Source organism: Microvirga sp. 17 mud 1-3, from assembly GCF_003151255.1.
Taxonomy (GTDB): Bacteria; Pseudomonadota; Alphaproteobacteria; order Rhizobiales; family Beijerinckiaceae; genus Microvirga.
On the sequence record NZ_CP029481.1, the window covers coordinates 3,864,736 to 3,889,951 of the forward strand.

Sequence of the window (25,216 nt, forward strand, 5' to 3'; positions counted from 1 at the left end):
CCATTCGATGAGGACAGACGAATGAAGCTTCTTGTGCCTGTGAAGCGAGTTGTTGACTACAACGTGAAGATCCGCGTGAAGAGCGACGGATCGGGCGTGGAGCTGTCCAACGTCAAGATGTCCATGAACCCCTTCGACGAGATCGCCGTCGAGGAAGCCATCCGCCTCAAGGAAGCCGGCAAGGCCACCGAGGTGGTGGCGGTCTCGGTCGGCCCGGCCCAGGCCGCCGAGACCCTGCGCACCGCGCTCGCCATGGGCGCCGACCGCGCCATCCTGGTCAAGACCGAGGCCACCGTCGAGCCGCTTGCCGTCGCCAAGATCCTGAAAGCGATCGTCGCGCAGGAAAGCCCGCAGCTCGTCATCCTCGGCAAGCAGGCCATCGACGACGATGCCAACCAGACCGGCCAGATGCTCGCCGCCCTGCTCGGCTGGCCGCAGGGCACCTTCGCGTTCAAGCTGAACCTTGACGGCGATGCCCTCGAGGTCACCCGCGAGGTCGATGGCGGCCTGCAGACGGTCGCGCTCACCCTGCCGGCCATCGTCACCACGGATTTGCGCCTCAACGAGCCGCGCTATGCCTCTTTGCCCAACATCATGAAGGCCAAGAAGAAGCCACTCGACGAGACGAACCCGGAGGCGCTCGGCGTCGATGTCAGCCCGCGCCTCAAGGTGCTCAAGACCGCCGAGCCCGGCGGGCGCAAGGCGGGCGTCAAGGTCGGCTCGGTGGCCGAACTGGTGACGAAGCTGAAGACCGAAGCCGGCGTGCTCTAAGGGAGTTCTTTCGATGACGACGCTTCTCATTGCCGAGCACGACAACGCTCACCTGAAGGATGCCACCCACAAGGCGCTCACCGCCGCCCAGGCCCTGGGCGCACCGGTCCATGTGCTGGTCGCCGGCGCCAATGCCCGCGCCGTGGCGGAGGCTGCGGCCAAGCTCGCCGGGGTCGAGACGGTGCTGCTGGCCGATAGCGCGGCCTACGAGCACCGGCTCGCCGAGCCGCTGGCGGCGCTGATCGTATCGCTGTCCGGCCCCTACGACGCGCTGGTGGCGCCGGCCACCACGGCGGGCAAGAACGTGATGCCGCGGGTGGCGGCGCTGCTCGACGTGATGCAGGTCTCGGACATCACCAAGGTGGTGGCGCCCGATACCTTCGAGCGGCCGATCTATGCCGGCAACGCGATCCAGACCGTGCAGACGAGCGATCCGAAGAAGGTGATCACGGTGCGCACGGCGGCGTTTGCGGCCGCGCCTGAGGGCGGCACGGCCACGATCGCGCCGGTGGCGGCGGTGGAAGCCCCGCCGCTGTCGCGCTTCAAGGGCGAGGAGCTGGCGCAGTCGGACCGGCCGGAGCTGACCTCGGCACGGATCATCATCTCGGGCGGGCGCTCGCTGGGCTCGGCCGAGAACTTTGCCAAGTACATCGAGCCGATTGCCGATCAGCTTGGGGCTGCGATGGGCGCAAGCCGCGCGGCGGTGGATGCGGGCTATGCGCCGAACGACTGGCAGGTGGGCCAGACCGGCAAGGTGGTGGCGCCGGACCTTTACATTGCGGTGGGGATATCCGGGGCGATCCAGCATCTGGCCGGGATGAAGGATTCGAAAGTGATCGTGGCGATCAACAAGGACGAGGAGGCGCCGATCTTCCAGGTCGCCGATTACGGCCTCGTCGGTGACCTCTTCAATATCCTCCCTCAGCTCCAGGAGGAGTTGACCAAAGCCGGTCACTGAGTCCAGGAATGAAACGACGTCGGGCGGATGCCCGCCCGGCGATTTAAGGCACGATGCGTGTCCGGGGCAGCAGGCACATGGGTATCGAGATCAAAACCGTTGGCGTGATTGGCGCCGGTCAGATGGGCAATGGCATTGCCCATGTCTGTTCGCTGGCAGGGTTCTCGGTCCGTCTCCACGACCTTTCCGAGGAGCGGATCAAGGCAGGCCTCGCGACCATCAACGGGAATATGGCCCGTCAGGTCTCCAAGGAGGCGATTACGGATGCCGAGCGCCGGGCGGCCCTTGAACGGATCGCGCCCGCCCTGACCTATGACGATCTCTCCGAATGCGATCTCGTCATCGAGGCCGCGACCGAGAACGAGGAGATCAAGCGCAAGATCTTCTCCAACCTCTGCCCCTCCCTGCGCGCCGACGCGATGGTCGCGACCAACACGTCGTCGATCTCGATCACACGCCTGGCCGCCGCAACGGACCGGCCCGAGCGCTTTATCGGCATCCATTTCATGAATCCGGTCCCGGTGATGCAGCTCGTCGAGCTGATCCGCGGCATCGCGACCGAGGATCCGACCTACGAATCGGCCAAGGAATTCATCGGCAAGCTCGGCAAGACCGTGACGGTCTCGGAGGATTTCCCGGCCTTCATCGTCAACCGCATCCTCCTGCCGATGATCAACGAGGCGATCTACACCCTCTATGAGGGCGTTGGTTCGGTCGATGCCATCGATACGGCCATGCGGCTGGGTGCAAACCACCCGATGGGCCCCCTCCAGCTCGCCGACTTCATCGGCCTCGATACCTGCCTGTCGGTCATGCAGGTGCTGCACGAGGGCTTGGCCGACTCGAAGTACCGCCCCTGCCCGCTGCTGGTGAAATATGTCGAGGCGGGCTGGCTCGGCCGGAAGGCCAAGCGCGGCTTCTACGATTACCGCGGCGAGAAGCCGGTTCCGACGCGCTGAGGCGCGCGTTTCTACCAGGAAACGCAAACAGGGCAAAGGATCCTTGAGCATCGCCGGCAGACGGGCTGGCGAGGAGGAATTCCCATAGGGATCCCTGCCTCGGGCTGCAGGGCGCCCGGTGTTTTCCTGTGGGTGCGTCACAGACACCCAGGCTGTGCGCTTCACAACACCGTCACAGTCTCTTTATAGTTATATGAGAACGGGATGCGGCTCTTCTCCCTGAGGAGGTCATGTGACGATACACGTCCAGCCTGTTGTGCGTCCGGAGGCCTGCCCGGCCCTCGTGCTCAATGCCGATTACCGGCCCTTGAGTTACTACCCCTTGTCCATCTGGTGCTGGCAGGATGCGATCAAGGCGGTGTTCCTCGACCGGGTCAACATCGTATCCGAATACGACAAGGTCGTGCGAAGTCCGAGCTTCGAGATCCGCCTGCCCTCGGTGATTTCCCTCAAGACCTACGTCAAGCCCTCTCGGAACCCGGCCTTTACCCGTTTCAACGTCTTCCTCCGTGACCGCTTCACCTGCCAATATTGCGGCACCCACGAGGACTTGACCTTCGATCACGTCGTCCCCCGCTCGAAAGGCGGTCAGACGACCTGGGAGAACGTGGTCGCCGCCTGCGCCCCCTGCAACCTGCGCAAAGGCGACCGGATGCCCAACGAGGTCGAGATGTGGCCTCGCCAGAGCCCCTTCGCTCCGACCCTGCACGACCTGCACTCCAACGGTCGCCTTTTCCCGCCGAACTATCTGCACGACAGCTGGCTCGATTATCTCTATTGGGACAGCGAGCTCGAGCCGTGAGCTCGGAGGCTTTCAGGCCTTCCGTCCCTTCCAGGCCGCGTATCCGGCAAAGACCGCCAGCGCCACCGAGATCAGCGCGTTCCACCCGGCCAGAGACAGCCCCAGGAAGCGCCAGGCTGCCGCGGTGCAGCTGACGACCCGGATGTTGGAGAGTTGACCGAGGAGGTCTCCCACATTGCCCGAGCTGGCGGGCGGGCCGCCTCCGCAATCGGCCGGGCCGAGCCAGAAACCCCACTCGACCCCCGCATGGTAGGTGCCCATGCCGGCGCTCACAAGGAATACGAGGGCGAGCGCCCAAAGGCCGATGCGTCCCCAGCGCGGCGGCAGGAGGGCCGTGACGAGGGCCAGCGGAATGCCGAGATAATAGGGATAGCGCTGCTCCAGGCAGAGCTTGCAGGGCTGGTAGCCCCAGACATACTGAAACACGAGCGCGCCGCCGACGGTCGCGGCCGCCACCAGGGCGACCGCTAGAGCCGCCTGCCGAACGTTAAGACGGAAACCCATCGGGAACTCCTTCAGAACAGATAGCGGAACGCCACGAAGCCGCCGACGATGGCCGCGATGGCGAGGGCGGCCACGAGGTTGAAATGCCGGTCGATCAGGGACTTGATCGACGGCCCGAAGCGGCTCATCAGCAGGGCGACCGCGAAGAAGCGGGCTCCGCGGGTCAGGGCCGACAGCAGGATGAACCAGCCGAGGCTGTAGCCCGCGAAGCCGGACGTGATGGTCACGAGCTTATAGGGAATGGGCGTGAGGCCCTTGAGCAGGATGACCCAGTGGCCGTACTGGGCATAGCCGTGCCGGAACGCCTCGGCGCCATCCGTAAGCCCATAGACCTGGAAGAGCCAGGCGCCGACCGAATCGTAGAGCAGCAGCCCGATGAAGTAGCCGAGGATGCCGCCGAGCACGGACGCGATCGTGCAGATCAGCGCATAGGACCAGGCCTTGTCGGGCCGCGCCAGCATCATCGGCACCAGCATGACGTCCGGCGGCACGGGAAAGAACGAGCTTTCGGCAAAGGAGACCGCCGCCAGGGCATAGGGCGCCGAAGGCTTGCCCGCGAGCGAGAGGGTCCAGTCGTAGAGGCGTCTGAGCATGGCGGTCCGCAAGCAGAGGACGTCGGAGGCCTTTTCGGCCACGCCCCTTTGAGCACAAGCCGCGCCCGCTGGCGAGAGGCCATCAGCGTCGCGGCCCGCCCGGCCGCATTGACCGCCCTTCCTGGCCCGTGTTACTCGGCTTTCCGCGTTGCCCCTGTGGCGGAATTGGTAGACGCGCTCGACTCAAAATCGAGTTCCGCAAGGAGTGCTGGTTCGATCCCGGCCAGGGGCACCATTTTGATTTTGTTCAAGAAACTGGCTCACCATGTTGGAGCCTTTTCTACTTCTAAAGATCTGTCGGCACGAGAGCCGAAATTGTGACGCTTCGCCCTATGCCTACTCTGGCTTGCTAACTAAGCTCAATCGCTCATCCGGCCCCACGGTGAGGCCTGACGACTCGCGAGAGCGGCGGATCCACAACTGGACGTACTGTCGGCGAGGCTCTTCCTGTAACCGGCGGAATCTCGTTCTCGTTCTTGTCCTAGGTGCGGCGGCGATGGCCAGTGGCGTTCATCCGCGCGTCTTAGGCGACTTGGGCGGGCGTCTAAAGGTCAGCCCTTCAGACGCACTGCGGACGGCCTCTCGGCTGACGCCAAACTCACGGACAAACTTCGTATACACGCGCTCGCCCAATACATAGCGAAGGCGAGCATCCAGCATATGCACCACCGTTAACTTAGCTTTTCCCATCTGCGTGCTGCATCTGAAGGACATAAAGCGAGCATCTACTTGGTTAAGCCACGCTGTCGAGTCAGGCTCCCCTCCGGCAAGCGAGCCTGAGGAACGATATAATTTCTGAATCGAAATCGCGTGGCTAATCCCGCTCCATTAGTCCTTAGTCGCGCTGCAGGCTCAAGATTCGGCAAAAAGCTTAAGATTGCATTGCCGAGAGAGATCTCTACCTATAGCTGCGCCCAGACTAGCAAAAGGCACTACTTTCTCGCCAGCCGTCAGCTTATGGAGTATATGAACAATGTTACGCGACGACAACGCTTTCGAGAAAGAACCCCACGATGGCTACCATCATTGGCTCACCGACCCTACGCACCCTGCTGGGCACCGATTTTTCCGACCTGATGTTCGGCGATACCATCGGCACCCTGACCGTCCGCTATGCTAGCAACAATTGGATCTACGGCTATGGTGGCAACGACCGGATCTACGGCGATGCCAAGACCATTACCGGTTTAGGCCGCGGGGGCAATGACAGGATCTATGGCGGCATCGGCAACGATGCCATCTACGGCGACGCACACAATCTCTTGGGCTCCGCCCGCGGCGGCAACGACTTCATCCGCGGCAACAACGACCAGCGCGACACGATCTATGGCGACGCCTACGTCATAAAGAACTCCGCCCGAGGCGGGACTGACACTATCTACGGCGATAATGGCAACGACACCATCAACGGCGACGCCTGGCTCATGCGCGACACCGCCCGCGGTGGCAACGACAAGCTCTATGGCGGCAATGGGCGGGACACCATCAACGGCGATGCCGTGCGCATGGAAGGCCAGTCCATTGGCGGCAATGACTATCTGAGTGGAGGGGCTCTAGCCGATGAGCTGCGCGGGGATGCGTATCTCATGGACGGTTATGCCCGCGGCGGCAACGACAGGCTCTACTCCGGTTCCACGATTTTCCCTGGAGACAGACTCTACGGCGATGCCGTCATTATGCGTGACCACTCTGCGGGTGGCAATGATCTGGTGGACACCCGTCTGAGCGCCTCCGCTTCAGCCTATGGCGACGCTCGGACGATGAGCGGCTTTGCCCGTGGCGGCCATGATATCGTTTATGTATCCACTTTGAGCGGCGCGGCGATTGGCGACGCCGACACCATGTCCGACGTCACAGTGGGCGGGAATGACCGGATCTATTCAATTAGCGAAGGCAACAGTAACCTCTTCGGTGATGCCCGGCTGATGACAGGGACTGCGGCGGGTGGCAATGATGCCCTCTACGGCGGCGCGAGGGGCGACACGATGTACGGCGATGCCTTTACAGGCTTCGGTAGCGGCGTCCATGGAGGTAATGATGTCCTATACGGTGGCGCGGGTGGTGACACCTTGTTTGGCGATTTCGCGAATGGGGGACTGGACTACGGCGACCTAGCCAGGAACCTCCAGAGCATCACGGCTGTGGGCGGCAATGACACCCTGGTGGGTGGAGCGGGCTATGACAGGCTCATTGGCGGTGGCGGAGCCGATCTCTTCGTCTTTGCCCAGGGTGATGGCATCGATACGATTGTCGACTTCTCGTCGGCTGAGGGCGACAAGATTGACTTAAGGGCCTACGGCTTTGCGGGCTTCGCCAACCTCACCATTCAGAACAATTCTGCTGGTGCCGCCGAGATCATGCTGGCGCCCGACGCCAGAATCACACTGACCAACATCACCGCCTCGCAGCTTTCGGCATCCATCTTCTATCTCTAACCTGAACGGACACATCACAGGTCCTGGGTCATGCGCTGCCTGGCCGGAGCCCTAGATCTCCAGAGCCGGAGCAGGAAGGCACTCGTGATTTCCTCGCGGCGAAAGCCTGCGAGGCGGGCAAGCAGTTCTGGTGTTGCGGCAGACAGGTCATATTTGAGCTAGAGCCTAAGCCCAACTACTTTACGCCCCAGGAAGTGACGAGTTTCGCTGTCGCCATCATGTTCCGTAGGTATGTGTGATTTGAATGCGCAGCGTCGCGCTGCTACAATGGTCAGGCTGTTAACCCTCTTTACTAAATTATGGTGGGTGCGGCTTCTGCCCCGGCGCAGTGCAGCAGCAGATCGTAGCTTGCTTTGTCAGCGCTGAATGATCTGGGTGTATTCAGAGGTTGAACACTTCAATCTGGATGCAGGCCAAGCATCCAAATCCTCGCGTCGGCACAGAAGCCGACGACCAAGTTTCAGGAAAGATTGGGTCGATCCATTGAGCCGCGTTTTGGCTAACGTGCTGCAACTTTAGCATCGATATAGGCTGCATTTAGCACTAACGACTCTGTAGGTGCCTTTCTGGTATTCTCCGTGAAATACCGGACAGCCCCGGCCAGTGGTAGCTCCTTTCTTAGGATGTCCAAATCCAGATTTTGCTTGTCTAGGGTGATATACTTCGTTTGAACTCAGCCAGGGGCACCATTTCCCAGGCAAGATCCCTGTTCAAGCCATTCCATGGGCTGTTCCCGGCGGAGCCAAACCGCCCTCCCCGGCCAGACGATTCGGGATAGTCCGCCTTGCAGCGCCTGAACGGCCGCTCCATGCTCGTGACCGCCGCCGGGAGCGATAATCATGAGCGAGGGGCATGGGACTGACACGAGCCTTCTGAAGCGTCTGTTCGAGGAAGTGGCGTCTGAGGCCTTTCACTTCCGCAATGGCATCAGAGAGCGTCCGCAGCGGCCAACTCATCTCTATCCGGACGCCCTAGCGGCTTTTGACGCGCCAGTGCCCGAGACCGGCACACCAGCCGACGATGTGATCCGCGACCTTGTGGAGCGGGCATCGCCTGGGCTCCATGCCACGACGGGCCCGCGCTTCTTCGGGTGGGTGATCGGGGGCTCTCACCCGGTCGGCGTTGCGGCCGATTGGCTGACCTCGGCGTGGGGGCAGAATGCCGGCAACCACACCGCGTCCCCTTCAGCCGCTGCGGCCGAGACCATCTCCGCCCGTTGGCTGCTCGATCTGCTCGATCTCCCCCGGGACGCCTCCGTCGGCTTCGTCACAGGAGCCACGGTCGCAAACTTCGTCTGCCTTGCGGCAGCCCGTGGAGAGGTGCTGCGCCGGATCGGCTGGGATGTGGAGCGCGACGGGCTCTTCGGCGCGCCTCCCATTCACGTGCTCATCGGCGACGAGGCGCACACGACCGTCTTTTCGGCTCTCCAGTTTCTCGGGCTCGGCCACGACCGTGTGGTGCGGATTGCGACGGACGATCAGGGTCGTATGAAGCCTGAGGCGTTCGGCCGGGCTCTGGCCCAGTGCCAGGGACCGACGATCGTGATCACCCAGGCGGGACAGATCAACACCGGGGCCTTCGACGACCATGCCGGCATCGTGCCGCAAGCCCGTGCTCATGGAGCCTGGATCCATGTGGATGGAGCCTTCGGCCTATGGGCGCGCGCCTGCCCGGCCCGTGCGCCCCTCGCCAGCCAGATCGACGGGGCAGATTCCTGGGCAACGGACGGGCACAAGTGGCTTCAGACCCCTTATGACTGCGGATATGCCATCGTTCGCCATGCGGATGCCCACAGGCGGGCCATGACCAGCGCTGCCAGCTATCTGCCTGGAGCAGACGCGGGCGAGCGCGATCCGTCTCACTATGTCCCCGAGCTATCCCGTCGCGCACGAGGGTTTGCGACCTGGGCCATGCTCCGTCATCTCGGGCGTGACGGGATTGCCGCCATGGTCGAGAGCCACTGCGCGCTGGCACAGCACATGGCCGAGCGCCTGTCGAAGGAGCCTGGGATCCGGGTCATCAATGATGTGGTGCTCAATCAGGTGATCGTCCGGTTCGGTGCGGATGAGCCAGACGCTACAGGGGACGATCTGACACTTCAGACCATCCGCCGCATCCAGGATGATGCGATTCTCTTTGCCGGGGGAGCGAAGTGGAAGGGCATGTGGGTGATGCGACTGTCGGTCATCTCAGGCGCGACGACGATCGCCGATATCGACCGCTCGGCTGACGCGATTGTGGGCGCGTGGCGCGCCATTCGCTAAAGCATCGAACCCAAAATTCGCGCACACCTCAGGGCTATGCACCCGCCGCCTTGAGGTGGCCGAAGACGCCTACGACGTTCTCGTAGACCGGCCGTTTGAACGGGATGATCAGCTCCGGCAGCCGGCGCATATCCTCCCAGCGCCATTCATCGAATTCCGGCTTGTGACGGCCGCCGCCGGGGCGATGGATATTGATCTCGCTCTCGTCGCCTTCGAAGCGGAAAGCGAACCACTTCTGGTTCTGGCCCCGGTAGCGGCCGCGCCAGGCACGGCCGGCGACCATGGAGGGCAGGTCATAGGAATACCATTGTGGCGCTTCGGCCAGGAGCGTCACGGAGCTCACGCTCGTCTCTTCGTAAAGTTCGCGCAGAGCAGCCTGAAGGGGCTCCTCGCCAGGGTCGATACCGCCCTGGGGCATTTGCCAGGCATAGCCGTCGGAGACCTGGTCTCCGCCCCCGTCCGACCGGCGGCGACCGATGAAGACGCGGCCCTGGCGGTTGAGAAGCATGACTCCGACACAGGCACGATAGGGAAGCTCGGTTCTGGCCTGTAATCCTCTGGCGCCTCTCATCCGACCGTCACCTCCGCTTGTCCACACCCGGCCCGCATGGCAGCCGACCGATCCTTATGATCGCGCGATGCCTGCCTTCGGTTCCGAAGCACCTGACCAGAGTGCCGTGACCTATCGTCTTGCACAAGCCTTCCACGCAGCTTCATTGACCCAAAAAGCAAAGAGCCCGGCGGATGACACCGCCGGGCTCCTGCTCGTTATTCGACAAATCACGGATCAGTTCGGAGTCGTGGCCGCATTCGCGGCGCCCTTCTGCACGCCATGAAGGAAATCGTAGGCCGCAATGAGCTGCTTGTCCTTCGCCGGATCCGGCGGGATATAGGCCGAGGAGCCGCCGCGCTCTTCCTTGTCGCCACCGTTCTGCAGGTGACCGCGCAGGCCCGCCTCACCCTTGGTCTCGTCCTTGCCCTTGAGCTCGTCCGGGATGTCCTGCAGGACCTCCTTGTCCGGATCGATGCCCTTGGCCTGGATCGAGCGGCCGGACGGCGTGTAGTAGCGCGCCGTCGTCAGGCGCACGGCACCGTTGCCGCCGAGCGGGATGATGGTCTGCACGGAGCCCTTGCCGAAGGAGCGGGTCCCGATCACGGTCGCGCGCTTGTGATCCTGGAGCGCACCGGCGACGATCTCGGACGCGGAGGCGGAGCCGCCGTTCACGAGCACCACCAGCGGCTTACCCTTGGTCAGGTCCCCGCCCTTGGCCGTGAAGCGCTGGGTATCCTCGGGGTTCCGGCTGCGGGTCGAGACGATCTCGCCCCGGTCGAGGAACGCGTCGGAGACCATGATCGCCTGGTCCAGGAGACCGCCCGGGTTGTTGCGCAGGTCGATGACGAAGCCCGCGACCTTGTCGGCGCCGATCTCGCTCGTCAGCTTCTCGATGCCGGCGCGCAGGCCCTCATAGGTCTGCTCGTTGAACTGCGTGATGCGCAGGACACCGATGTCACCCTCGGCGCGGGCGCGCACCGGACGGACCTTGATGGTCTCGCGGGTGAGCTTCACCTCGATGGGGTCCTTCGCCTCCTTGCGCATGATCTTGAGCGTGACCGAGGAGTTGATCGGGCCGCGCATCTTGTCCACGGCCTGGTTCAGGTTGAGGCCCTGGACCTGCTCGCCGTTGATCTGCGTGATGACGTCATTGGCCAGGATGCCGGCTCGGGAGGCCGGGGTATCGTCGATGGGAGCCACGACCTTCACGAGGCCGTCCTCCATGGTGACCTCGATGCCGAGGCCGCCGAACTCGCCGCGGGTCTGGACCTGCATGTCGCGGAAGCTCTTGGCATCCATGTAGCTCGAATGAGGATCGAGGGAGGTCAGCATGCCGTTGATGGCCGACTCGACCAGCTTCGACTCGTCCGGCTTCTCGACGTAGTCCGTCCGAACCTTCTCGAAAACGTCACCGAAGAGGCTCAGCTGCCGGTAGGTGTCCGCTGAGGCGGCAATCGCACTCGTCGAAGACAGCAGGCTGGTCTGCGACACCACTGACATGCCGCCGGCGCCAATGACCGCGCCAAGAATTAAAAGGGACACTTTGCGCATTATCCGCGAACCTTCTCGCCTTGCGATTTCGCCCACCATGGACCGGGGTCGATCGAGTTGCCGTCTTTCCTGAACTCTACATAGAGAATCGGATTGTTCTTTTCTATGGCACCGCCGGCCAGAGAAAGGAGAGACGTATCTCCCATCGTGGCAACCGGTTCTCCAGCGAGCACGAACTGCCCGACATCGACGTTAATCTGGTCCATTCCGGCCAGGAGTAGATAATACCCCCCGCCCGCATTGATGATCAAGAGTCGCCCATAAGACCGAAACGGACCCGCAAAGGCAACCCACCCGTCTGCCGGCGACACGATGGCCGCCTTGGGGCGGGTGGTGATCGAAATGCCGCGCGTCGTTCCGCCGTAGCCGTCCGAGGCTCCGAACCCCTGGACGACATCTCCGCCGACCGGGCGCGGCAGCAGGCCTTTCGCCTCTGAAAACGGTATTTTCGGGGCCAATCGCGCGGGATCCTGGAAGGCCGCCTGGGCGAAACGGGCGCGGGCCTCCTTCTCCTGGGCCTCGGCCGCCTTGCGCGCCTCCTCGGCGGCCTTCTGGGCCCCGGTGATCTCCTTCTCCATCCGGTCGATCAACTCTTTGAGAGTACCGGCCTGACGGGCAAGGTTGGCGGCCTTTTCCTTCTCGGCCCCCATGCTGCGCTCCGCGTCGGCAATGCGCTTCTGGCGGGCATCGATCAGGGCCGTGAGGCGCTCCTGCTCCCCGTTCAGGGCCTTGAGCTCCGTGCCGAGGGTCGCGCGGTCCGCCGTGATCGCGCCCTTGAGACGTACCAGCTCGGCAAGATCCGTCGCCAGCGCTTCGGCCTCGTTCCGCAATTCCGGCAGCACCGCCCCGAGCAGGATGGAGGCGCGGACCGCCTCCAGCATGTCCTCTGGGCGCACGAGCACCGCCGGAGGCGGGCGCCGGCCCATGCGTTGGAGTGCGGCGAAGACCTCGACGATCACGCCCCTGCGCCCCTCCAGGGAGCGCCGGATGGCCGCTTCGCTCGCCGTGAGCGTCTGCAGCCGCTGCTCCAGCTCGCGAATTCGCTCTTCGGTCGTACGGACCCGGCCTGCCGTGTCGATCAGGGCCGCGTTGAGCTTCGCCCGGTCGGCCCCAATTTCGGCAACCTCGGCCTCCAGCTTCCGGCGAGCCTCGGCGCTGGCCGCCATCGCGTCTTCCAGGACCTTCAGGTCCTTTTCCCGCTGGGCCTTCTGCTCCACGGTCTCGGGCGACACTGCCGGAGGGGCAGGCGTCGTCGCCTGCTGGGCCTGCGCGGCCCCCAGGTTGAGGAATGTCGAACATGCGGCAAGGCCAAGGGCCTTGCGGGAAATGGAAAACCGAATAGGGGCCATCCCTCAGGAATCGTCGTGACCGGCCCGATGATAAGGGTGTCCGGCCATGATTGTCAGGGCCCTATAAAGTTGTTCGGCCACAAGTGCCCGCACGATCTGGTGCGGCATGGTCAGCGCCCCGAAGGACACCACCGCCTTGGCTTTCTTGAGAATCGAGGGATCGAGCCCGTCCGGCCCGCCGATGATGCAGGCGATTCCGGCACAGCCCTCGTCCCGCCACTGCCGAATGCGGTCCGCGAAGCTCTCGCTCGACGGGCTTTTCCCGCGCTCGTCGAAGGCGATGATGAAAGCCGCCCCGGCCTTGTCCAGGAGCGCGGCAGCCTCCTCGGCCCGGCGGTCCTCTTCGCGGCGCGCCCGGCTTTCCGGCAGCTCGACCATGTCAAGACCGGCCATGCCGAGGCTGCGGCCCATGGCATCGACCCGCTGCCTGTAGCGTTCGACCAGCTCCCGCTCAGGGCCGTTCTTGAGACGGCCCACGGCCAGAACGCTCAGTCGCAACGCTCAAGGATCCCGTCAGCTCGCCCGGTCCTGCGGCCGGTCGGCGCCCCACATCTTCTCGAGGTTGTAGAATCCACGAACCTCGGGACGGAAAATGTGAACCAGGATATCGCCGGCATCGATCAGCACCCAGTCGCAGGCTGGCAGGCCCTCGACGCGTGCATTCCCGAAGCCCTTGTCCTTGAGATCCTTGACCAGACGATCCGCGATCGCGCCCACGTGACGGTGGGAACGGCCCGACGTGATGATCATGGTGTCTGCAAGCGAGGTTTTGCCTGCGAGGTCGATTTCGACCGTGTTCTCGGCCTTCATATCCTCGAGGCTGGCCAGGGCAACGGCCCGGATGTCCTCATCCTGCGGAGCCTCCGCTCCGGAGAGAGGGGGAAGCGGATTCAGGTCCGCTTCAACAGAAGATAGTCGGTTCAGGTTCAGACCCTTTCAACCAGCGCCACACAATGCGCCGTGACCCTAAGATAATGTCGAACGGCACCCTTTTTCAACGTCCACCTACAGGAGAAGTTCGTCTCAAACGGCGAAGGTCCGTGGAGGAAAGGAAGGATCGGGGGCCGTGCAGGAAGACCCAGGCCGGGGGCGGAAGGTCCATCAGGGACGCCGCCTCCCCCTCGGGAATGCGGGCTTCCGACAGGGAGATGGCCGCCCGGGACGTCATGGCCTTCAGAGTCCAGCCGGGACGGTCGATGACGGCTATCGGCATCATCGCGGCGATCCGTCGCCACCCCCGCCAACGGTGGAACCCCGCCAGATTGTCGGCTCCCATGATCCAGACGAAACGGACAGCCGGGTGTCGCCGCTTGAGGTACGCCAAAGTATCGACCGTATAACGTGCTCCGATGGCCTCCTCGAAGACCGTGACGTCGATCCGCGGGTGGGCCGCGACCCGCCTTGCCTCCCGCGCGCGCTCGGCCGTGGAGGCGAGCTCTCCCGGATCCTTCAGCGGATTGCCCGGCGTGACGATCCACCAGATCCGGTCAAGTCCCAGCCGTTTGAGGGCGAGCAGGCTCACCAGGCGATGGCCCGCATGGGCCGGGTTGAACGACCCGCCATAGAGGCCGATCCGCATTCCGGGCGCCGCGAGGGGCAGACGGGCGAGGCCGGAAGGCCTCAGGCGGAACCTCGAGGGCGGTGCGGTCACGGGCGCGTCTGACCTGCGCCGCGGATGCGGTACTTGAAGGAGGTCAGCTGCTCGACCCCGACCGGGCCGCGGGCATGCATGCGCCCTGTGGCGATGCCGATCTCGGCCCCGAAGCCGAATTCACCGCCATCGGCGAACTGGGTGGAGGCGTTGTGCAGAACGATGGCGGAATCGACCTCCGCCAGAAACCGCTCCGCTGCCGCGGTGTCCTCGGTCACGATGGAATCCGTGTGATGGGATCCATAGGTCTCGATGTGGTCGATGGCTGCCTCCAGCCCGTCGACCACCCGAACCGAGATGACCGCGTCGAGATACTCCGTACGCCAATCCTCCTCGGTCGCCAGGGCGACCCGTCCGTCAACGGCCTGGGTGGCCGCATCGCCGCGGACAGCGCAGCCCGCATCGAGCAGCACGGTCACGAGGGGCTTCAGGTGCGTCCCGGCGCAGGCCCGGTCGACAAGGAGCGTCTCGGCAGCGCCGCAGATCCCGGTGCGCCGCATCTTGGCATTCAGGACGATCCGTTCGGCCATCGCCAGATCGGCCGCAGCATGGACGAAGACGTGGCAGATGCCCTCGAGATGGGCGAAGACCGGCACGCGCGCCTCTTCCTGGACCCGGGCCACGAGGCTTTTGCCGCCGCGGGGCACGATCACGTCCACATTGCCGTCGAGCCCAGCCAGCATGGCCCCTACGGCAGCCCGGTCCTTGGTCGGAACCAGGCGGACGGCATCGGCCGGAAGGCCTGCCTCGGCCAAGCCCTCGCCCATGGCCTGCGCGATGGCGAGCGATGTCTGGAAGCTATCGGAGCCTGTCCGCAAAATGGCGGCATTCCCGGCCTTGAGGCACAGAGCCCCGGCATCGGCCGTCACGTTCGGCCGGCTCTCGAAGATTACGCCAACGACCCCGAGAGGTGTCGCGACGCGCTCGATCAGCAGCCCGTTCGGGCGCTCGAAGGTGGTCAGGACCCGTCCTACCGGGTCCGGGAGGCTGGCAATGCTGTCGACGGCGGACGCAATGTCCTCGATCCGTTTCGGATCAAGAGTCAGGCGGTCCAGGAAGGCAGCCGTCTGCCCCTTGGCATGGGCCTGCGCGACATCCTCCCGGTTGGCGGCCAGGATGTCCCCCGCCCGGGCGCGGATCCGCGCCGCCATGGCGTGCAGGGCAGCTTCCTTCTCGGCGGTGGTGGCGGTGGCGAGCCGCCGCGCCGCCTTTCGCGCCCGGCGACTCAGATCCGCCATGAGCTCCACGATATCCCCGCCTTCGACCGGCTTGAGCGTATCCATATCGTCGTTTCCGTTCCTATCCCCTCGCACGGGCTCTCGCCGGCCGGAGCTCGCCTTGCTCGGCCTCCATGCTGAGCGCCATGTCGTCCCGGTGGACCATCTCGGTCCGGCCGGGATGGCCGAGGATCGCCTCGATCTCGCGGCTCGGGCGGCCGATGATACGGGAGGCCTCCTCGGCATCGTAGGCCACGAGGCCACGCCCGAGGACCCTGCCCTCGTCGCGAATCGTCACCGCATCGCCTCGCGCGAACACGCCCTCGATCCGGCGCACGCCTACCGGCAGGAGGCTCGCGCCGCCTTGGAGCGCGCGTGCAGCGCCCTCGTCCACGTATAGGGTGCCCCGCGGCTCGATGGCCCCGGCAATCCAGGTCTTGCGCGCCGTGGCGGGGTTGGAGGGGGTCAGGAACCAGGTGCAGCGGCCGCCCTCGGCGACCCGCCTGAGGGGGTTCTTCACCCGCCCGTCGGCGATGATCATATGGGTCCCGCCGGCTGCCGCGATCTTGCCGGCTTCGATCTTGGTGCGCATGCCACCCCGGGAAAGCTCGGAGGCCGCACCGCCCGCCATGGCCTCGATGGCCGGCGTGATGCGCTCGACGACCGGAATGTGCTCCGCGCCGGGATCCACGGCCGGCGGGGCCGTGTAGAGCCCGTCGATGTCCGAGAACAGCACCAGCAGGTCGGCGCCGATCATGGTGGCGACGCGGGCGGCCAGGCGGTCGTTGTCTCCGTAGCGGATCTCGCTTGTCGCCACCGTGTCGTTCTCGTTGACCACCGGGACGGCTCGCATCTCCAGGAGCTTCAGGGTGGTGGCCCTGGCATTGAGATAGCGGCGGCGCTGCTCCGTATCGGACAGGGTGACGAGGATCTGGCCGGCCGTGATCCCGTGATGGGCCAGCACCTCGGCCCAGGTCCGCGCCAGAGCGATCTGCCCCACGGCGGCTGCGGCCTGGCTCTCCTCGAGCTTCAGGGGGCCAGGCGGCAGGTCGAGCACCGTGCGGCCCATGGCGATAGCGCCCGAGGACACGACCAGCACGTCCGCGCCCTGCGCATGGAGATCGGCGATATCCTCCGCAAGGGCCGCGAGCCAGGCATGGTTGAGACGCCCCCGCGCCCGGTCGACCAGGAGCGCGGAACCGACCTTCAGGACGACCCGGCGAAACTGGCGCAGGTCGGGGCTCATGGATGCCATTCCTCACGGGCCTCGGCGACCTGCTCCTCGGCCCGTGCCGTGTCGATGACCTGCAGCAGCGCCTGAAGGACCTCCTGAACGCCGCGCCCGGAAGCGGCCGAGACCACGTAGGGGGTCCGCTTCGCGGCCCGCTTGAGGCGCGCCAGCTGTTCCTTCAGGGTCTCTTCGTCGAGAGCATCGACCTTGGAGAGCGCCACGATCTCGGTCTTGTCGCCGAGACCGTGGCCATAGGCCTCGATCTCGTGCCGGACCGTCTTGTAGGCCTTGCCCGCGTGCTCGCTCGTGCCGTCGACGAGGTGCAGGAGCACCCGGCAACGCTCCACATGGCTCAGGAACCGGTCGCCTAGCCCGATCCCCTCGGAGGCGCCCTCGATCAGGCCCGGGATGTCGGCCAGGACGAATTCGCGGTTATAGGCACGCACCACGCCGAGCCCCGGATGGAGCGTCGTGAAGGGGTAATCGGCGATCTTGGGCTTCGCAGCCGTGACGGTGGCCAGGAAAGTCGACTTGCCCGCATTGGGCAGGCCCACGAGGCCCGCATCGGCGATCAGCTTGAGGCGCAGGATGATCCAGCGCTCCTGTCCCTCCTGGCCGGGATTGGCGCGCCGTGGCGCCCGGTTGGTCGAGGTAGTGAAATAGGCGTTGCCGAAGCCGCCATTGCCACCCTTCGCCAGAAGAACCTTCTGGCCGACCTCCGTCATGTCGGCGATCACGGTCTCGCCATCCTCGTCGAGGATCTCGGTTCCAGCCGGCACCTTGAGGACCACGTCCGTGCCCTTGCCGCCGGCACGGTTCTTGCCCATGCCGTGCTCGCCCTTCCGGGCCTTGAAATGCTGCTGGTAGCGGTAGTCGATGAGGGTGTTGAGCCCCTCGACGCACTCGGCCCACACATCGCCGCCGCGTCCGCCGTCGCCGCCATCCGGCCCGCCGAACTCGATGAATTTTTCACGGCGGAACGACACGCACCCGGCGCCGCCGTCGCCGGAACGGATATAGATCTTGGCTTGGTCGAGAAATTTCATAACCCGCTTCCTTTACGGGACAAGGCACGCGGGAGCAACGCAGACGATGCGTCAGGCGCTCCCGATATCCTCGAGAGCGCCTGACGGGTCTCAGCAGGCGAAGGACAGCTCCGCCTCCGCCTCGGCGGGCTCCCGGACGAGACCGGTATGGCCCCAGCTCTTCAGGCTTTCCCAAGCCCGCCGGTCCAGCCGGAAATGATCCGCCGGGTAAAAGCCGCCGCGCGCCTGAAGCTCCGCAAGCCCGGAGCCCTGATAGGCGAAGCCGCACTTCTCCAGCACCCGGCGGGAACCCGGATTGATGACCCTGGCCGAAGCCGTGAGCTCGTCCTCATGGCCATAGGCGAAGAAGGCGTCGATGAGGGCCCGCGCCGCCTCGGTGGCATAGCCCTGCCCCCAGAACGGGATGCCGAGCCAATAGCCGAGGCTGGGCTTGCCATCCTCCGGCGAGGGGCCGATGCCGACGAGGCCGATCAGGCTGTTCGGCTTGCCCTTCGGCGTGATGGCGAGCTGGAGGCTTCGGCCGTCCGCGTTGGACTGCCGGGCCTGGAAGACGAACCGTTCCGCCATTTCCGGGATGTAGGGATGCGGAATTCGAGCCGTCATCTCCGCGACAGCTTTCTCACCGGCAAAGCGTACGATGGCTTGGGCATCCGCAAGGCGGGGCCAGCGCAGCCACAGGCGCCGGGTTTCCAGGCGGAAGACATCGTCACGGGTGAGGTCGGGAAACATGGTCCTGCTCCGATCCGGGCGGGCCCTTTCTTGAGCCCTGAAATGACGAAGGGGAGGTGGACATCCCACCTCCCCTGTCGATTTCGGATCTGGAGCTTGGCCTTTTTGGGGCCTTTTCAGGAGCTGCCTGGATCCGCCGGGTCGGTGTGATGCCGGCGGGAGCTCCTTCGTTTTGCTCTCGCCGTTTACTCTGCGGCCTCTTGGGCCGGGACGACCGATACGAAAGCTCGGCCTTGTTTCGTAAGGAATCGGACGCGGCCATTGGCCGTGGCAAAGAGGGTATGATCCTTGCCCATGCCAACATTGACGCCCGCATGCCACTTGGTGCCGCGCTGACGAATAATGATGTTGCCGGCCACGACCTGCTGATCGCCGAACTTCTTGACGCCAAGACGACGGCCGTCGGAATCGCGACCGTTGCGAGACGAACCGCCTGCTTTTTTATGAGCCATGGGTGTACTCCCGTGTTCCTGTCAGTTGGGCCGCGCTTATTCAGCGGTGGCCGGCGCAGCCTCGTCAGCCGCAGCCTTGGTGGTCTTCTTCTTCGCCGCAGCCTTCTTGGGCTTCTCGCCTTGGCCGAGGATCTCGGTAATCCGGATCACGGTGTAGTCCTGGCGATGCCCGCGCTTGCGGCGCGAATTCTGGCGACGGCGCTTCTTGAAGGCGATGACCTTCTCGCCGCGGGTATGCTCGACGACCTCGCCCGCCACGGTGGCGCCCTCGATCAGAGGCGCACCGACCTGGGTGCCGTTGTCGTTCGTGACCATCAGAACCTGGTCGAACGTGACGGCGGCGCCCGGCTCACCCGCGAGCTTGGCGACGGTGATGACGTCATTGGCGGCAACGCGATATTGCTTGCCGCCGGTCTTGATCACTGCGAACATCTTTCGATCCTCGTGTTCAAACCCAGCTCTCCGCGGTGACCGCGGGGCCGGCTTTTTGGCAGTTCCGGCTTCAATCCACGGCAGGCCAAGCCCACCGCAACGAAAAAGCGCGGGCGGACGTCCCCACGCTTAAGAGTGACCCTCCTACGGGACGCTCCGCCGATTGTCAATCAAATCTCTCGATTTTGGCGCTTGTGAAGTCAAAAAACGCATGATATCCACCCGGCCTCAACCAGCGGGGCCTCAACGCCTCCGCCCTCCGGAGAGGTGGCAGAGTGGTTGAATGCACCGCACTCGAAATGCGGCATACGGGCAACCGTATCGGGAGTTCGAATCTCCCCCTCTCCGCCATTTAACTCGCTGATCCCTAAGGGATTTCAGAGTTGAGGCCGAGGACCGCCAGAGCGTCCGAACCAGCCCAATAGATCAGCCCGTCACACGGGTGTCACAGCGACGGACAGATGACGATGGCGACGCTTCGCAAGCGCGACTCTTCCTGGCAGGCTCAAGTGCGCCGCCAAGGCTTACCCCTCCTCACGAAAACCTTCGCCTCTCACGCTGATGCGACGGCATGGGCAAGGGATAAGGAACGGGCAATCGACTGGGCCGAACTACCCGCAAACTTCGGAGGCTTGAGAACCACTACGCGCTCTTGAAACCCATCTTAACCTTGTCGAAGCCATCGTCGTCCCGACAAGCGACCAGACGGAAGCCAGCATCTCGACAGTGGTGGGCCATGCAACGGGCCAGTACCTCTCCAAGGAGCTGGCTAACGGCATATCGGTTGGCGTGGGCTGGGGGGCAACCCTCAAAGTGTGTATGCAATCTCTGGTCCAACAGGACATTGAGAAGCTCACTGTCGTCTCTTTGCTGGGCGGATTGACCCACGCAACAGCAGACAATCCATCCGCAGTCGCTTGGCGCTTGGCGGATCTATACGGCACCAATCTCTATCAGATCACCGCGCCAATTTTTGTACCTGAGTCAGGGATGGCAAAGGCGCTATGGCAACTGAAGGATTTCCGTCAACTCGGTGAGCGGGCGCGCGATGTGGACATTGCGTTGTTGAGCGTTGGCAATATCAGCGAAGAGGCCTCCATCTTCCGAAGAGGCATTCTCGACTTCTCTGAAATGACGAGCCTTCGCAAGGCTGGCGCCGTCGGCGACGTCCTATGCCACTTTGTTGACGCAGAAGGACGAATTGTCGATCATCCTGTGAATCACCGAGTGATGGCGATTAGTCCAACAGCAATTCGTGACGTTCCAAAAGTCATCATTTCCTCAGGCGGTCAGAGCAAGGCTCGCATCATCCGTGCGGGGGTAGCAGCGACCAACGCCTCTGTCCTGATTACCGACATATCCGCAGCCGAGGCAATCCTAGAACTCGATCCGATCGCGAAGAAACCTCCGACGAAAAAGAGTTCAGGAACCGGCAAGTCCGCATCGAACGAAGTTTCCTAGAGATGCTGACTTCGGCCGCATGCTGGAACCAAATTAGCAACCTGTACCAATTAGATTATTGCCTGTCCTATGCATCTGATGGACTTCCGAACCGGGCAAACTCTATGTCATCGACACCACGTCCGCTGATTTGACTGCTATTATAAGAATAGACCTTGCATTCATCAGCTTCGTCCCTTGCATGCGGCTGTGCCAGCGGACCTATCTTTAGACCTGCGATCCAACTCGTTTCGAAGCTCCAGAGATTCCCTTTCGCGCGAATTTATTACCCACATGTCATCGCGCAACCTGGCTCCTCGCACAGGGATGAGGCCTGTACGGCCTCATCCATATAATGCCATGCTCACGCCGCCCGTGTCGATTGCGCTCCAGCGGCTTTGAAGTGCTTGGCGATCGCTCCAGCCTTTGCAAAGGCATGCCGCATGTCTTCCGACGTCATGGCCAGTGTCGTCTTTAGATCAACAACACCTCCTGCAGCAGAAGCGACAATCGCAGATGTGGCAACTCCCTCGTATGGCCCTTCAGAAACAATCATGAAGTCGTAATCGCCAAAGGTCATATAATAGGCCAGAAGCTTGCCACCTGACTGGGAAAACAGTTCGCGCACAGCTTCTTCCCGGTTCTCTGGCTTAGATAACATCCCTTTGACGGCATCAGGCGAAAACCGACCCTGTGTGATGAATATCGGCATAGCTCCCTCCATTATCAATTTTCTGCTTCTAATCCGTGAGCTGGAAACTCATATTGCGAAAGATCAAGATTTCTAATGCGCCATCGACATTATCTGGCGGCAGCATCCAAGTAGCGCTCCATACGCCGAGGCAACGTGCCAGTGTGCCTTTTCAGGGCTGCGCAAGTAATGCCTGACGGTGGGTCAGCTAGACTTTAACGATCAAAAAATCTGCAAAAACCGCTTCGTAATTTTGACAATTGGCAAGTCCTCATGACACCCCGTGACCAAAATGGAGAACAAATAGCGTTGGGGAAGCCGAGTCTATGCCAAAGTACTTCTTCAATGTCGTTCTAAATGGTCACTCGACGGTAGACGGGTTGGGCCAGCAATTCCCGGATGACGGCGCCGCGCGCGCGCATGCTCACCACCTTACCATATTATTGGCTGACCGCTGTCGCGACCCGGCGAATAGTTTTGTCGCCGTGAGTGGGCTGGATGGTCGCCTTGCCTTCAAAGTGCCGTTCCGATTACCTCAATCGGAAGTGCCAAACTAGAAGGTGACCACCCTCGAACTAGCGTTCCAGAAAATCGACACTGGCTGGTCTCGAAATGGGAGCCGAAACACTTTTGTGCAAACTCTCCCTTGGTCAACAAAAGCATATAAGACCATCAGCTATTCGCATGAACGGCCTGACCGCTGATCTAGGCTCCATCATTCCTTGGGAGGGGTCTTACTGAGAACGTCGCGGAGCGTCTGTGCTAGCTGCCGCATGCTGTAGGGTTTTTTCATCCACCCTGCTTCGGCGGCTTTCCCCCGTTGGACTATGTCCGGCTCAGCGTAGCCTGAGCAGAAAAGTACTCTTACGCTATGTCGCCTCGCGCGTGCAGCATCGGCCAAATCTGTGCCCGTCATGCCGCCAGGCATCACCATATCGGTGAACAATAGATCAATTTCTGGATGTTCATCAAACAATGCCAATGCCGCTGGACCATTGGCAGCATCAAGCACACGATATCCGAGACTGCGCAGGCGCACGGCCGTCATCCGCCGCACCCGCGGTTCATCCTCCACGAGCAGTATGGTTTCCCCATGCCCGCGCAATGCCTCTATTGGCGGTTCGGACATGGTGGCCCGTCGACCCGCCTCACCAGCCATGGCGTGCGGGAGGTACATTCGGATTGTCGTACCGTGGCCGGGCTCGCTGTAGATCGTCACGTGCCCGCCTGATTGCTTGACAAAGCCATACACCATGGAGAGACCCAGCCCGCTGCCAGCGCCTACCTCTTTGGTAGTAAAGAACGGCTCGAAGGCCCGCTCCTGCACCTCCCTCGGCATACCCGCACCGGTATCGGTAATGGCAACCAGCACATAGCGGCCAGGCAGAACCTCCGGATACAGTCCGGCGTAGTCAGCCTCGAGCTCAACATTGTCAGCTTCAATTGATAGCCGTCCACCGGTAGGCATAGCGTCGCGCGCGTTGATCGCCAGGTTCAGAATCGCGCTCTGCAACTGGCTTGGGTCGACCAAGACTTGCCACAGATCGCTATCGAACTGACTCCGCACCTGGATGTTCTCGCCCAACGTGCGCCGTAAAAGAGGGGTCATGTCGCCTAGCAAGGCCCCGATATTGATCAGTCTGGGCTGCAGAGGTTGCCTACGCCCGAAGGCAAGCAAACGCTCAGTCAATTGAGCGCCGTGCTCAGCTGTCTCGCGCGCTTCTCTTAGCAATTCCAGCTGACGCTCACTAGTAAGCTGCATCTCGAGCATTTCAAGATTGCCAAGAATGACAGTGAGCAAATTGTTAAAGTCGTGTGCGATGCCGCCGGTAAGCTGACCTACCGCTTCCATCTTTTGGGCCTGGCGTAGCTCTTGTTCGATCTTCTGAGTGGCAGTGAGGTCACGGATGAACCCGGTGAACAGATGCTGGCCGCCGATCTTCACTTCACCGACTGCAAGCTCGATCGGGAATATGCTTCCGTCCTTACGTTGGCCGCTGACCACTCGGCCGATGCCGATGATGCGCTTCTCGCCGGTGTGCAAATAGCGCTTAAGATAGGAATCATGCTCATCACGGTAAGGTGGCGGCATCAGCATACTGATGTTCTGTCCGACGACTTCGCCTGCGTTATAGCCAAACAGGTCCGCAGCCGAGCGACTGAAGGATTCGATAGTTCCTTGCTCGCTGATAGTAATGAGGGCCTCTGGCACGGTATCAAGAAGGGAGTGAAGGCGCGCCTCACGATCGTGCAGAATAGCCTCTGACCGCTTACGCACTGTGATGTCGACTGCAGCCGCGATGGCTCCAACCACGGCGCCGGTTTGATCTCTTAGAGGCGAAGCATTGTACAGAAGGTCCACGCTCCGCCCATCTTCGAAGCAGATCCCCCATTCTTCGTTGCGAATCTCTATACCTTGGATCGCACGTCGAAGCGGTGCCTGATCTAGCGAAACCTCTACCCCGTCGCGAAAGATGCGACGCTGCGGCCACTTCTTGGCCTCCCAGTCCAATACATTGAAGATGAGGGGCAGGTCGAACAGTTTGGAAGCGAGCCGATTGGCCCTGACTTCTTGAAGACTGAGATCATATGTAAACCATACCGCGACTGGCACAGTCTCGATGAGAGCCTCCCATTGTGCTGTCCTCGCCTGCAAAGCCTCCTCGGCTGCCTTGCGTTCCGTCAGATCAAGCACGAACACCGCAAAGGCGCGCCCCTCATCGACTGCAGCGAGCCGCAAGAGCACTGGGATGCGCCGACCATTGCAGAGATATTCTTTCTCGTACATGGTCGAGATCCCATGGGTTCGAGCCTCGTCGATGGCCCGCTTATCAATGTCCAGCCATTCGGGTGGAGTGATCTCATCCCAACGCACGCTGCCGGAACGCAGATCATCCTGTGTGCGCCCGATGAGATCGAGATAGGCCTTATTAGCTTCGATCACCTGACCGTCTGCGTCTGACAGAATGGCTCCAATAGGTATGGCTTCCAGAACTGTGTGCAGCCGCGCCTCGCTGACCCGCTGCACTTCCTCCCCATGCTTTCGATCACTGATATCTTCGACAATTGAAAGTCGATAGCTTTGATCGGCGGTGGCGGCGACCAATGATGAAGTTACCCGAACCCAGACAGGCCTCCCATCTTTGTGCAGATAACGCTTCTCAACTCGATAGCTTGGGATTTCTCTCGCGATCAATTGTGCGGCGAGCGTCCGCACTCGCGGCAGATCTTCGGGATGAATAATCTCCTCGAAGTTGAGCCCGATCAGTTCATCTTTTCTAAAGCCCAGCAATTCACACACAACGGCATTCACATCGAGCAGGCGGCCGGTACTGTCTACCAGCTCAATACCGACGGCGGCTTGATCGAACACGAGTCGGAAGTGCTCAGCATTAGGCGGCCCGTAATCGAGGCTTTTGGCTGGATCGCTCCCGCTTCCGGCTAATTTCGATGAACACCTTCTTTTGTCGCTCTGGTGCATCGATCCGATCCTTAACGCGGCCTGTTATGAATCAGCGATCTGAAATAGGTAAAACCCGTTCAAGTGTATGCCCATCTCTGCTGCTGCTGGGTCAAAACCGAGCGGGA

General features: G+C 62.6%; 24 protein-coding genes and 2 tRNA genes. 10 read left to right on the top strand and 16 right to left on the bottom strand.

Translation table 11 applies throughout. The annotated features are described in order from the left end of the window. Positions 1 to 21 precede the first annotated feature (21 nt). From C4E04_RS18185 to C4E04_RS18200, 4 genes are all read left to right on the top strand, one after another. Positions 22 to 771: an electron transfer flavoprotein subunit beta/FixA family protein gene (locus tag C4E04_RS18185; protein WP_109599692.1), complete on the top strand. Its 750-nt coding sequence runs from the start codon at positions 22 to 24 to the stop codon at positions 769 to 771. A gap of 13 nt (positions 772 to 784) precedes the next feature. Next, positions 785 to 1,729, top strand: coding sequence for an electron transfer flavoprotein subunit alpha/FixB family protein (locus C4E04_RS18190; RefSeq protein ID WP_109599694.1), 945 nt, complete (start codon positions 785 to 787; stop codon positions 1,727 to 1,729). Between the two features lie 77 nt (positions 1,730 to 1,806). Beyond that, entirely contained in the window at positions 1,807 to 2,688 is an 882-nt protein-coding gene (locus tag C4E04_RS18195) for a 3-hydroxybutyryl-CoA dehydrogenase (RefSeq protein ID WP_109599696.1), read from the top strand. A 232-nt stretch (positions 2,689 to 2,920) separates the two neighbouring features. Continuing rightward, positions 2,921 to 3,490, top strand: coding sequence for an HNH endonuclease (locus C4E04_RS18200; RefSeq protein WP_162559457.1), 570 nt, complete (start codon positions 2,921 to 2,923; stop codon positions 3,488 to 3,490). Between the two features lie 12 nt (positions 3,491 to 3,502). Here the strand turns inward: C4E04_RS18200 and C4E04_RS18205 are convergent, their stop codons facing one another. Both C4E04_RS18205 and C4E04_RS18210 read right to left on the bottom strand, forming a co-directional pair. Continuing rightward, positions 3,503 to 3,994, bottom strand: coding sequence for a disulfide bond formation protein B (locus C4E04_RS18205; RefSeq protein WP_109599700.1), 492 nt, complete (start codon positions 3,992 to 3,994; stop codon positions 3,503 to 3,505). Positions 3,995 to 4,005: 11 nt separating this feature from the next. Further along, the gene (locus tag C4E04_RS18210; RefSeq protein ID WP_109601278.1) at positions 4,006 to 4,587 is read right to left on the bottom strand and encodes a YqaA family protein; all 582 of its coding nucleotides are present in this window, start codon (positions 4,585 to 4,587) and stop codon (positions 4,006 to 4,008) included. 150 nt (positions 4,588 to 4,737) lie between these two features. On the opposite strand from C4E04_RS18210, the gene C4E04_RS18215 reads away from it, so the two are divergent. From C4E04_RS18215 to C4E04_RS18230, 3 genes are all read left to right on the top strand, one after another. Further along, a tRNA-Leu gene (locus C4E04_RS18215) sits at positions 4,738 to 4,822 on the top strand. A gap of 778 nt (positions 4,823 to 5,600) precedes the next feature. Continuing rightward, a complete protein-coding gene (locus tag C4E04_RS18225) occupies positions 5,601 to 7,022 on the top strand; it encodes a calcium-binding protein (RefSeq protein WP_109599705.1) in 1,422 nt (473 codons plus the stop codon). 839 nt (positions 7,023 to 7,861) lie between these two features. Beyond that, positions 7,862 to 9,286 carry an aspartate aminotransferase family protein gene (locus C4E04_RS18230; RefSeq protein ID WP_109599707.1) on the top strand — a complete coding sequence of 475 codons (1,425 nt, stop codon included), beginning with the start codon at positions 7,862 to 7,864 and terminating at the stop codon, positions 9,284 to 9,286. Positions 9,287 to 9,320: 34 nt separating this feature from the next. On the opposite strand, the gene C4E04_RS18235 is transcribed toward C4E04_RS18230, so the two are convergent. From C4E04_RS18235 to rplU, 12 genes are all read right to left on the bottom strand, one after another. Next, entirely contained in the window at positions 9,321 to 9,857 is a 537-nt protein-coding gene (locus tag C4E04_RS18235; RefSeq protein WP_109599709.1) for an RNA pyrophosphohydrolase, read from the bottom strand. A 216-nt stretch (positions 9,858 to 10,073) separates the two neighbouring features. Continuing rightward, positions 10,074 to 11,390, bottom strand: coding sequence for a S41 family peptidase (locus C4E04_RS18240; RefSeq protein ID WP_109599711.1), 1,317 nt, complete (start codon positions 11,388 to 11,390; stop codon positions 10,074 to 10,076). Then, a complete protein-coding gene (locus C4E04_RS18245) occupies positions 11,390 to 12,739 on the bottom strand; it encodes a murein hydrolase activator EnvC (RefSeq protein ID WP_109599714.1) in 1,350 nt (449 codons plus the stop codon). The genes C4E04_RS18240 and C4E04_RS18245 overlap by 1 nt, the downstream gene beginning before the upstream one ends. Before the next feature lie 3 nt (positions 12,740 to 12,742). Continuing rightward, the gene (gene rlmH / locus C4E04_RS18250) at positions 12,743 to 13,237 is read right to left on the bottom strand and encodes a 23S rRNA (pseudouridine(1915)-N(3))-methyltransferase RlmH (protein ID WP_109599716.1); all 495 of its coding nucleotides are present in this window, start codon (positions 13,235 to 13,237) and stop codon (positions 12,743 to 12,745) included. A gap of 15 nt (positions 13,238 to 13,252) precedes the next feature. Further along, positions 13,253 to 13,582, bottom strand: a complete 330-nt coding sequence (rsfS, locus tag C4E04_RS18255; protein ID WP_109599718.1) for a ribosome silencing factor — start codon at positions 13,580 to 13,582, stop codon at positions 13,253 to 13,255. Between the two features lie 151 nt (positions 13,583 to 13,733). Beyond that, positions 13,734 to 14,318: a nicotinate-nucleotide adenylyltransferase gene (locus tag C4E04_RS18260; protein ID WP_245416351.1), complete on the bottom strand. Its 585-nt coding sequence runs from the start codon at positions 14,316 to 14,318 to the stop codon at positions 13,734 to 13,736. A 68-nt stretch (positions 14,319 to 14,386) separates the two neighbouring features. After that, positions 14,387 to 15,673, bottom strand: a complete 1,287-nt coding sequence (locus C4E04_RS18265; RefSeq protein WP_109599722.1) for a glutamate-5-semialdehyde dehydrogenase — start codon at positions 15,671 to 15,673, stop codon at positions 14,387 to 14,389. 16 nt (positions 15,674 to 15,689) lie between these two features. After that, complete coding sequence (gene proB / locus C4E04_RS18270) at positions 15,690 to 16,853, bottom strand: glutamate 5-kinase (RefSeq protein ID WP_109599724.1); 1,164 nt, start codon at positions 16,851 to 16,853, stop codon at positions 15,690 to 15,692. After that, on the bottom strand, positions 16,850 to 17,884 hold the full coding sequence (gene obgE / locus C4E04_RS18275) for a GTPase ObgE (protein WP_109599727.1): 1,035 nt from the start codon (positions 17,882 to 17,884) through the stop codon (positions 16,850 to 16,852). The genes proB and obgE overlap by 4 nt, the downstream gene beginning before the upstream one ends. Before the next feature lie 90 nt (positions 17,885 to 17,974). Further along, a complete protein-coding gene (locus C4E04_RS18280; RefSeq protein WP_109599729.1) occupies positions 17,975 to 18,613 on the bottom strand; it encodes a GNAT family N-acetyltransferase in 639 nt (212 codons plus the stop codon). 185 nt (positions 18,614 to 18,798) lie between these two features. Then, positions 18,799 to 19,065 (bottom strand): 50S ribosomal protein L27, encoded by a 267-nt coding sequence (rpmA, locus tag C4E04_RS18285; protein ID WP_109599731.1) that lies wholly within the window; start codon positions 19,063 to 19,065, stop codon positions 18,799 to 18,801. 36 nt (positions 19,066 to 19,101) lie between these two features. Next, positions 19,102 to 19,497 carry a 50S ribosomal protein L21 gene (rplU, locus tag C4E04_RS18290; RefSeq protein WP_109599733.1) on the bottom strand — a complete coding sequence of 132 codons (396 nt, stop codon included), beginning with the start codon at positions 19,495 to 19,497 and terminating at the stop codon, positions 19,102 to 19,104. Positions 19,498 to 19,758: 261 nt separating this feature from the next. On the opposite strand from rplU, the gene C4E04_RS18295 reads away from it, so the two are divergent. Continuing rightward, positions 19,759 to 19,848, top strand: a tRNA-Ser gene (locus C4E04_RS18295). A 330-nt stretch (positions 19,849 to 20,178) separates the two neighbouring features. After that, positions 20,179 to 20,958 (top strand): sugar-binding transcriptional regulator, encoded by a 780-nt coding sequence (locus C4E04_RS18300; protein WP_109599735.1) that lies wholly within the window; start codon positions 20,179 to 20,181, stop codon positions 20,956 to 20,958. 343 nt (positions 20,959 to 21,301) lie between these two features. Here the strand turns inward: C4E04_RS18300 and C4E04_RS18305 are convergent, their stop codons facing one another. Then, entirely contained in the window at positions 21,302 to 21,649 is a 348-nt protein-coding gene (locus C4E04_RS18305) for a GYD domain-containing protein (protein WP_162559458.1), read from the bottom strand. Between the two features lie 305 nt (positions 21,650 to 21,954). Here C4E04_RS18305 and C4E04_RS21765 point away from each other — a divergent pair, with 305 nt between their 5' ends. Continuing rightward, positions 21,955 to 22,185 (top strand): hypothetical protein, encoded by a 231-nt coding sequence (locus C4E04_RS21765; RefSeq protein ID WP_371682010.1) that lies wholly within the window; start codon positions 21,955 to 21,957, stop codon positions 22,183 to 22,185. 158 nt (positions 22,186 to 22,343) lie between these two features. Here the strand turns inward: C4E04_RS21765 and C4E04_RS18310 are convergent, their stop codons facing one another. After that, positions 22,344 to 25,109, bottom strand: coding sequence for a PAS domain-containing sensor histidine kinase (locus C4E04_RS18310; RefSeq protein WP_109599740.1), 2,766 nt, complete (start codon positions 25,107 to 25,109; stop codon positions 22,344 to 22,346). Positions 25,110 to 25,216 lie beyond the last annotated feature (107 nt).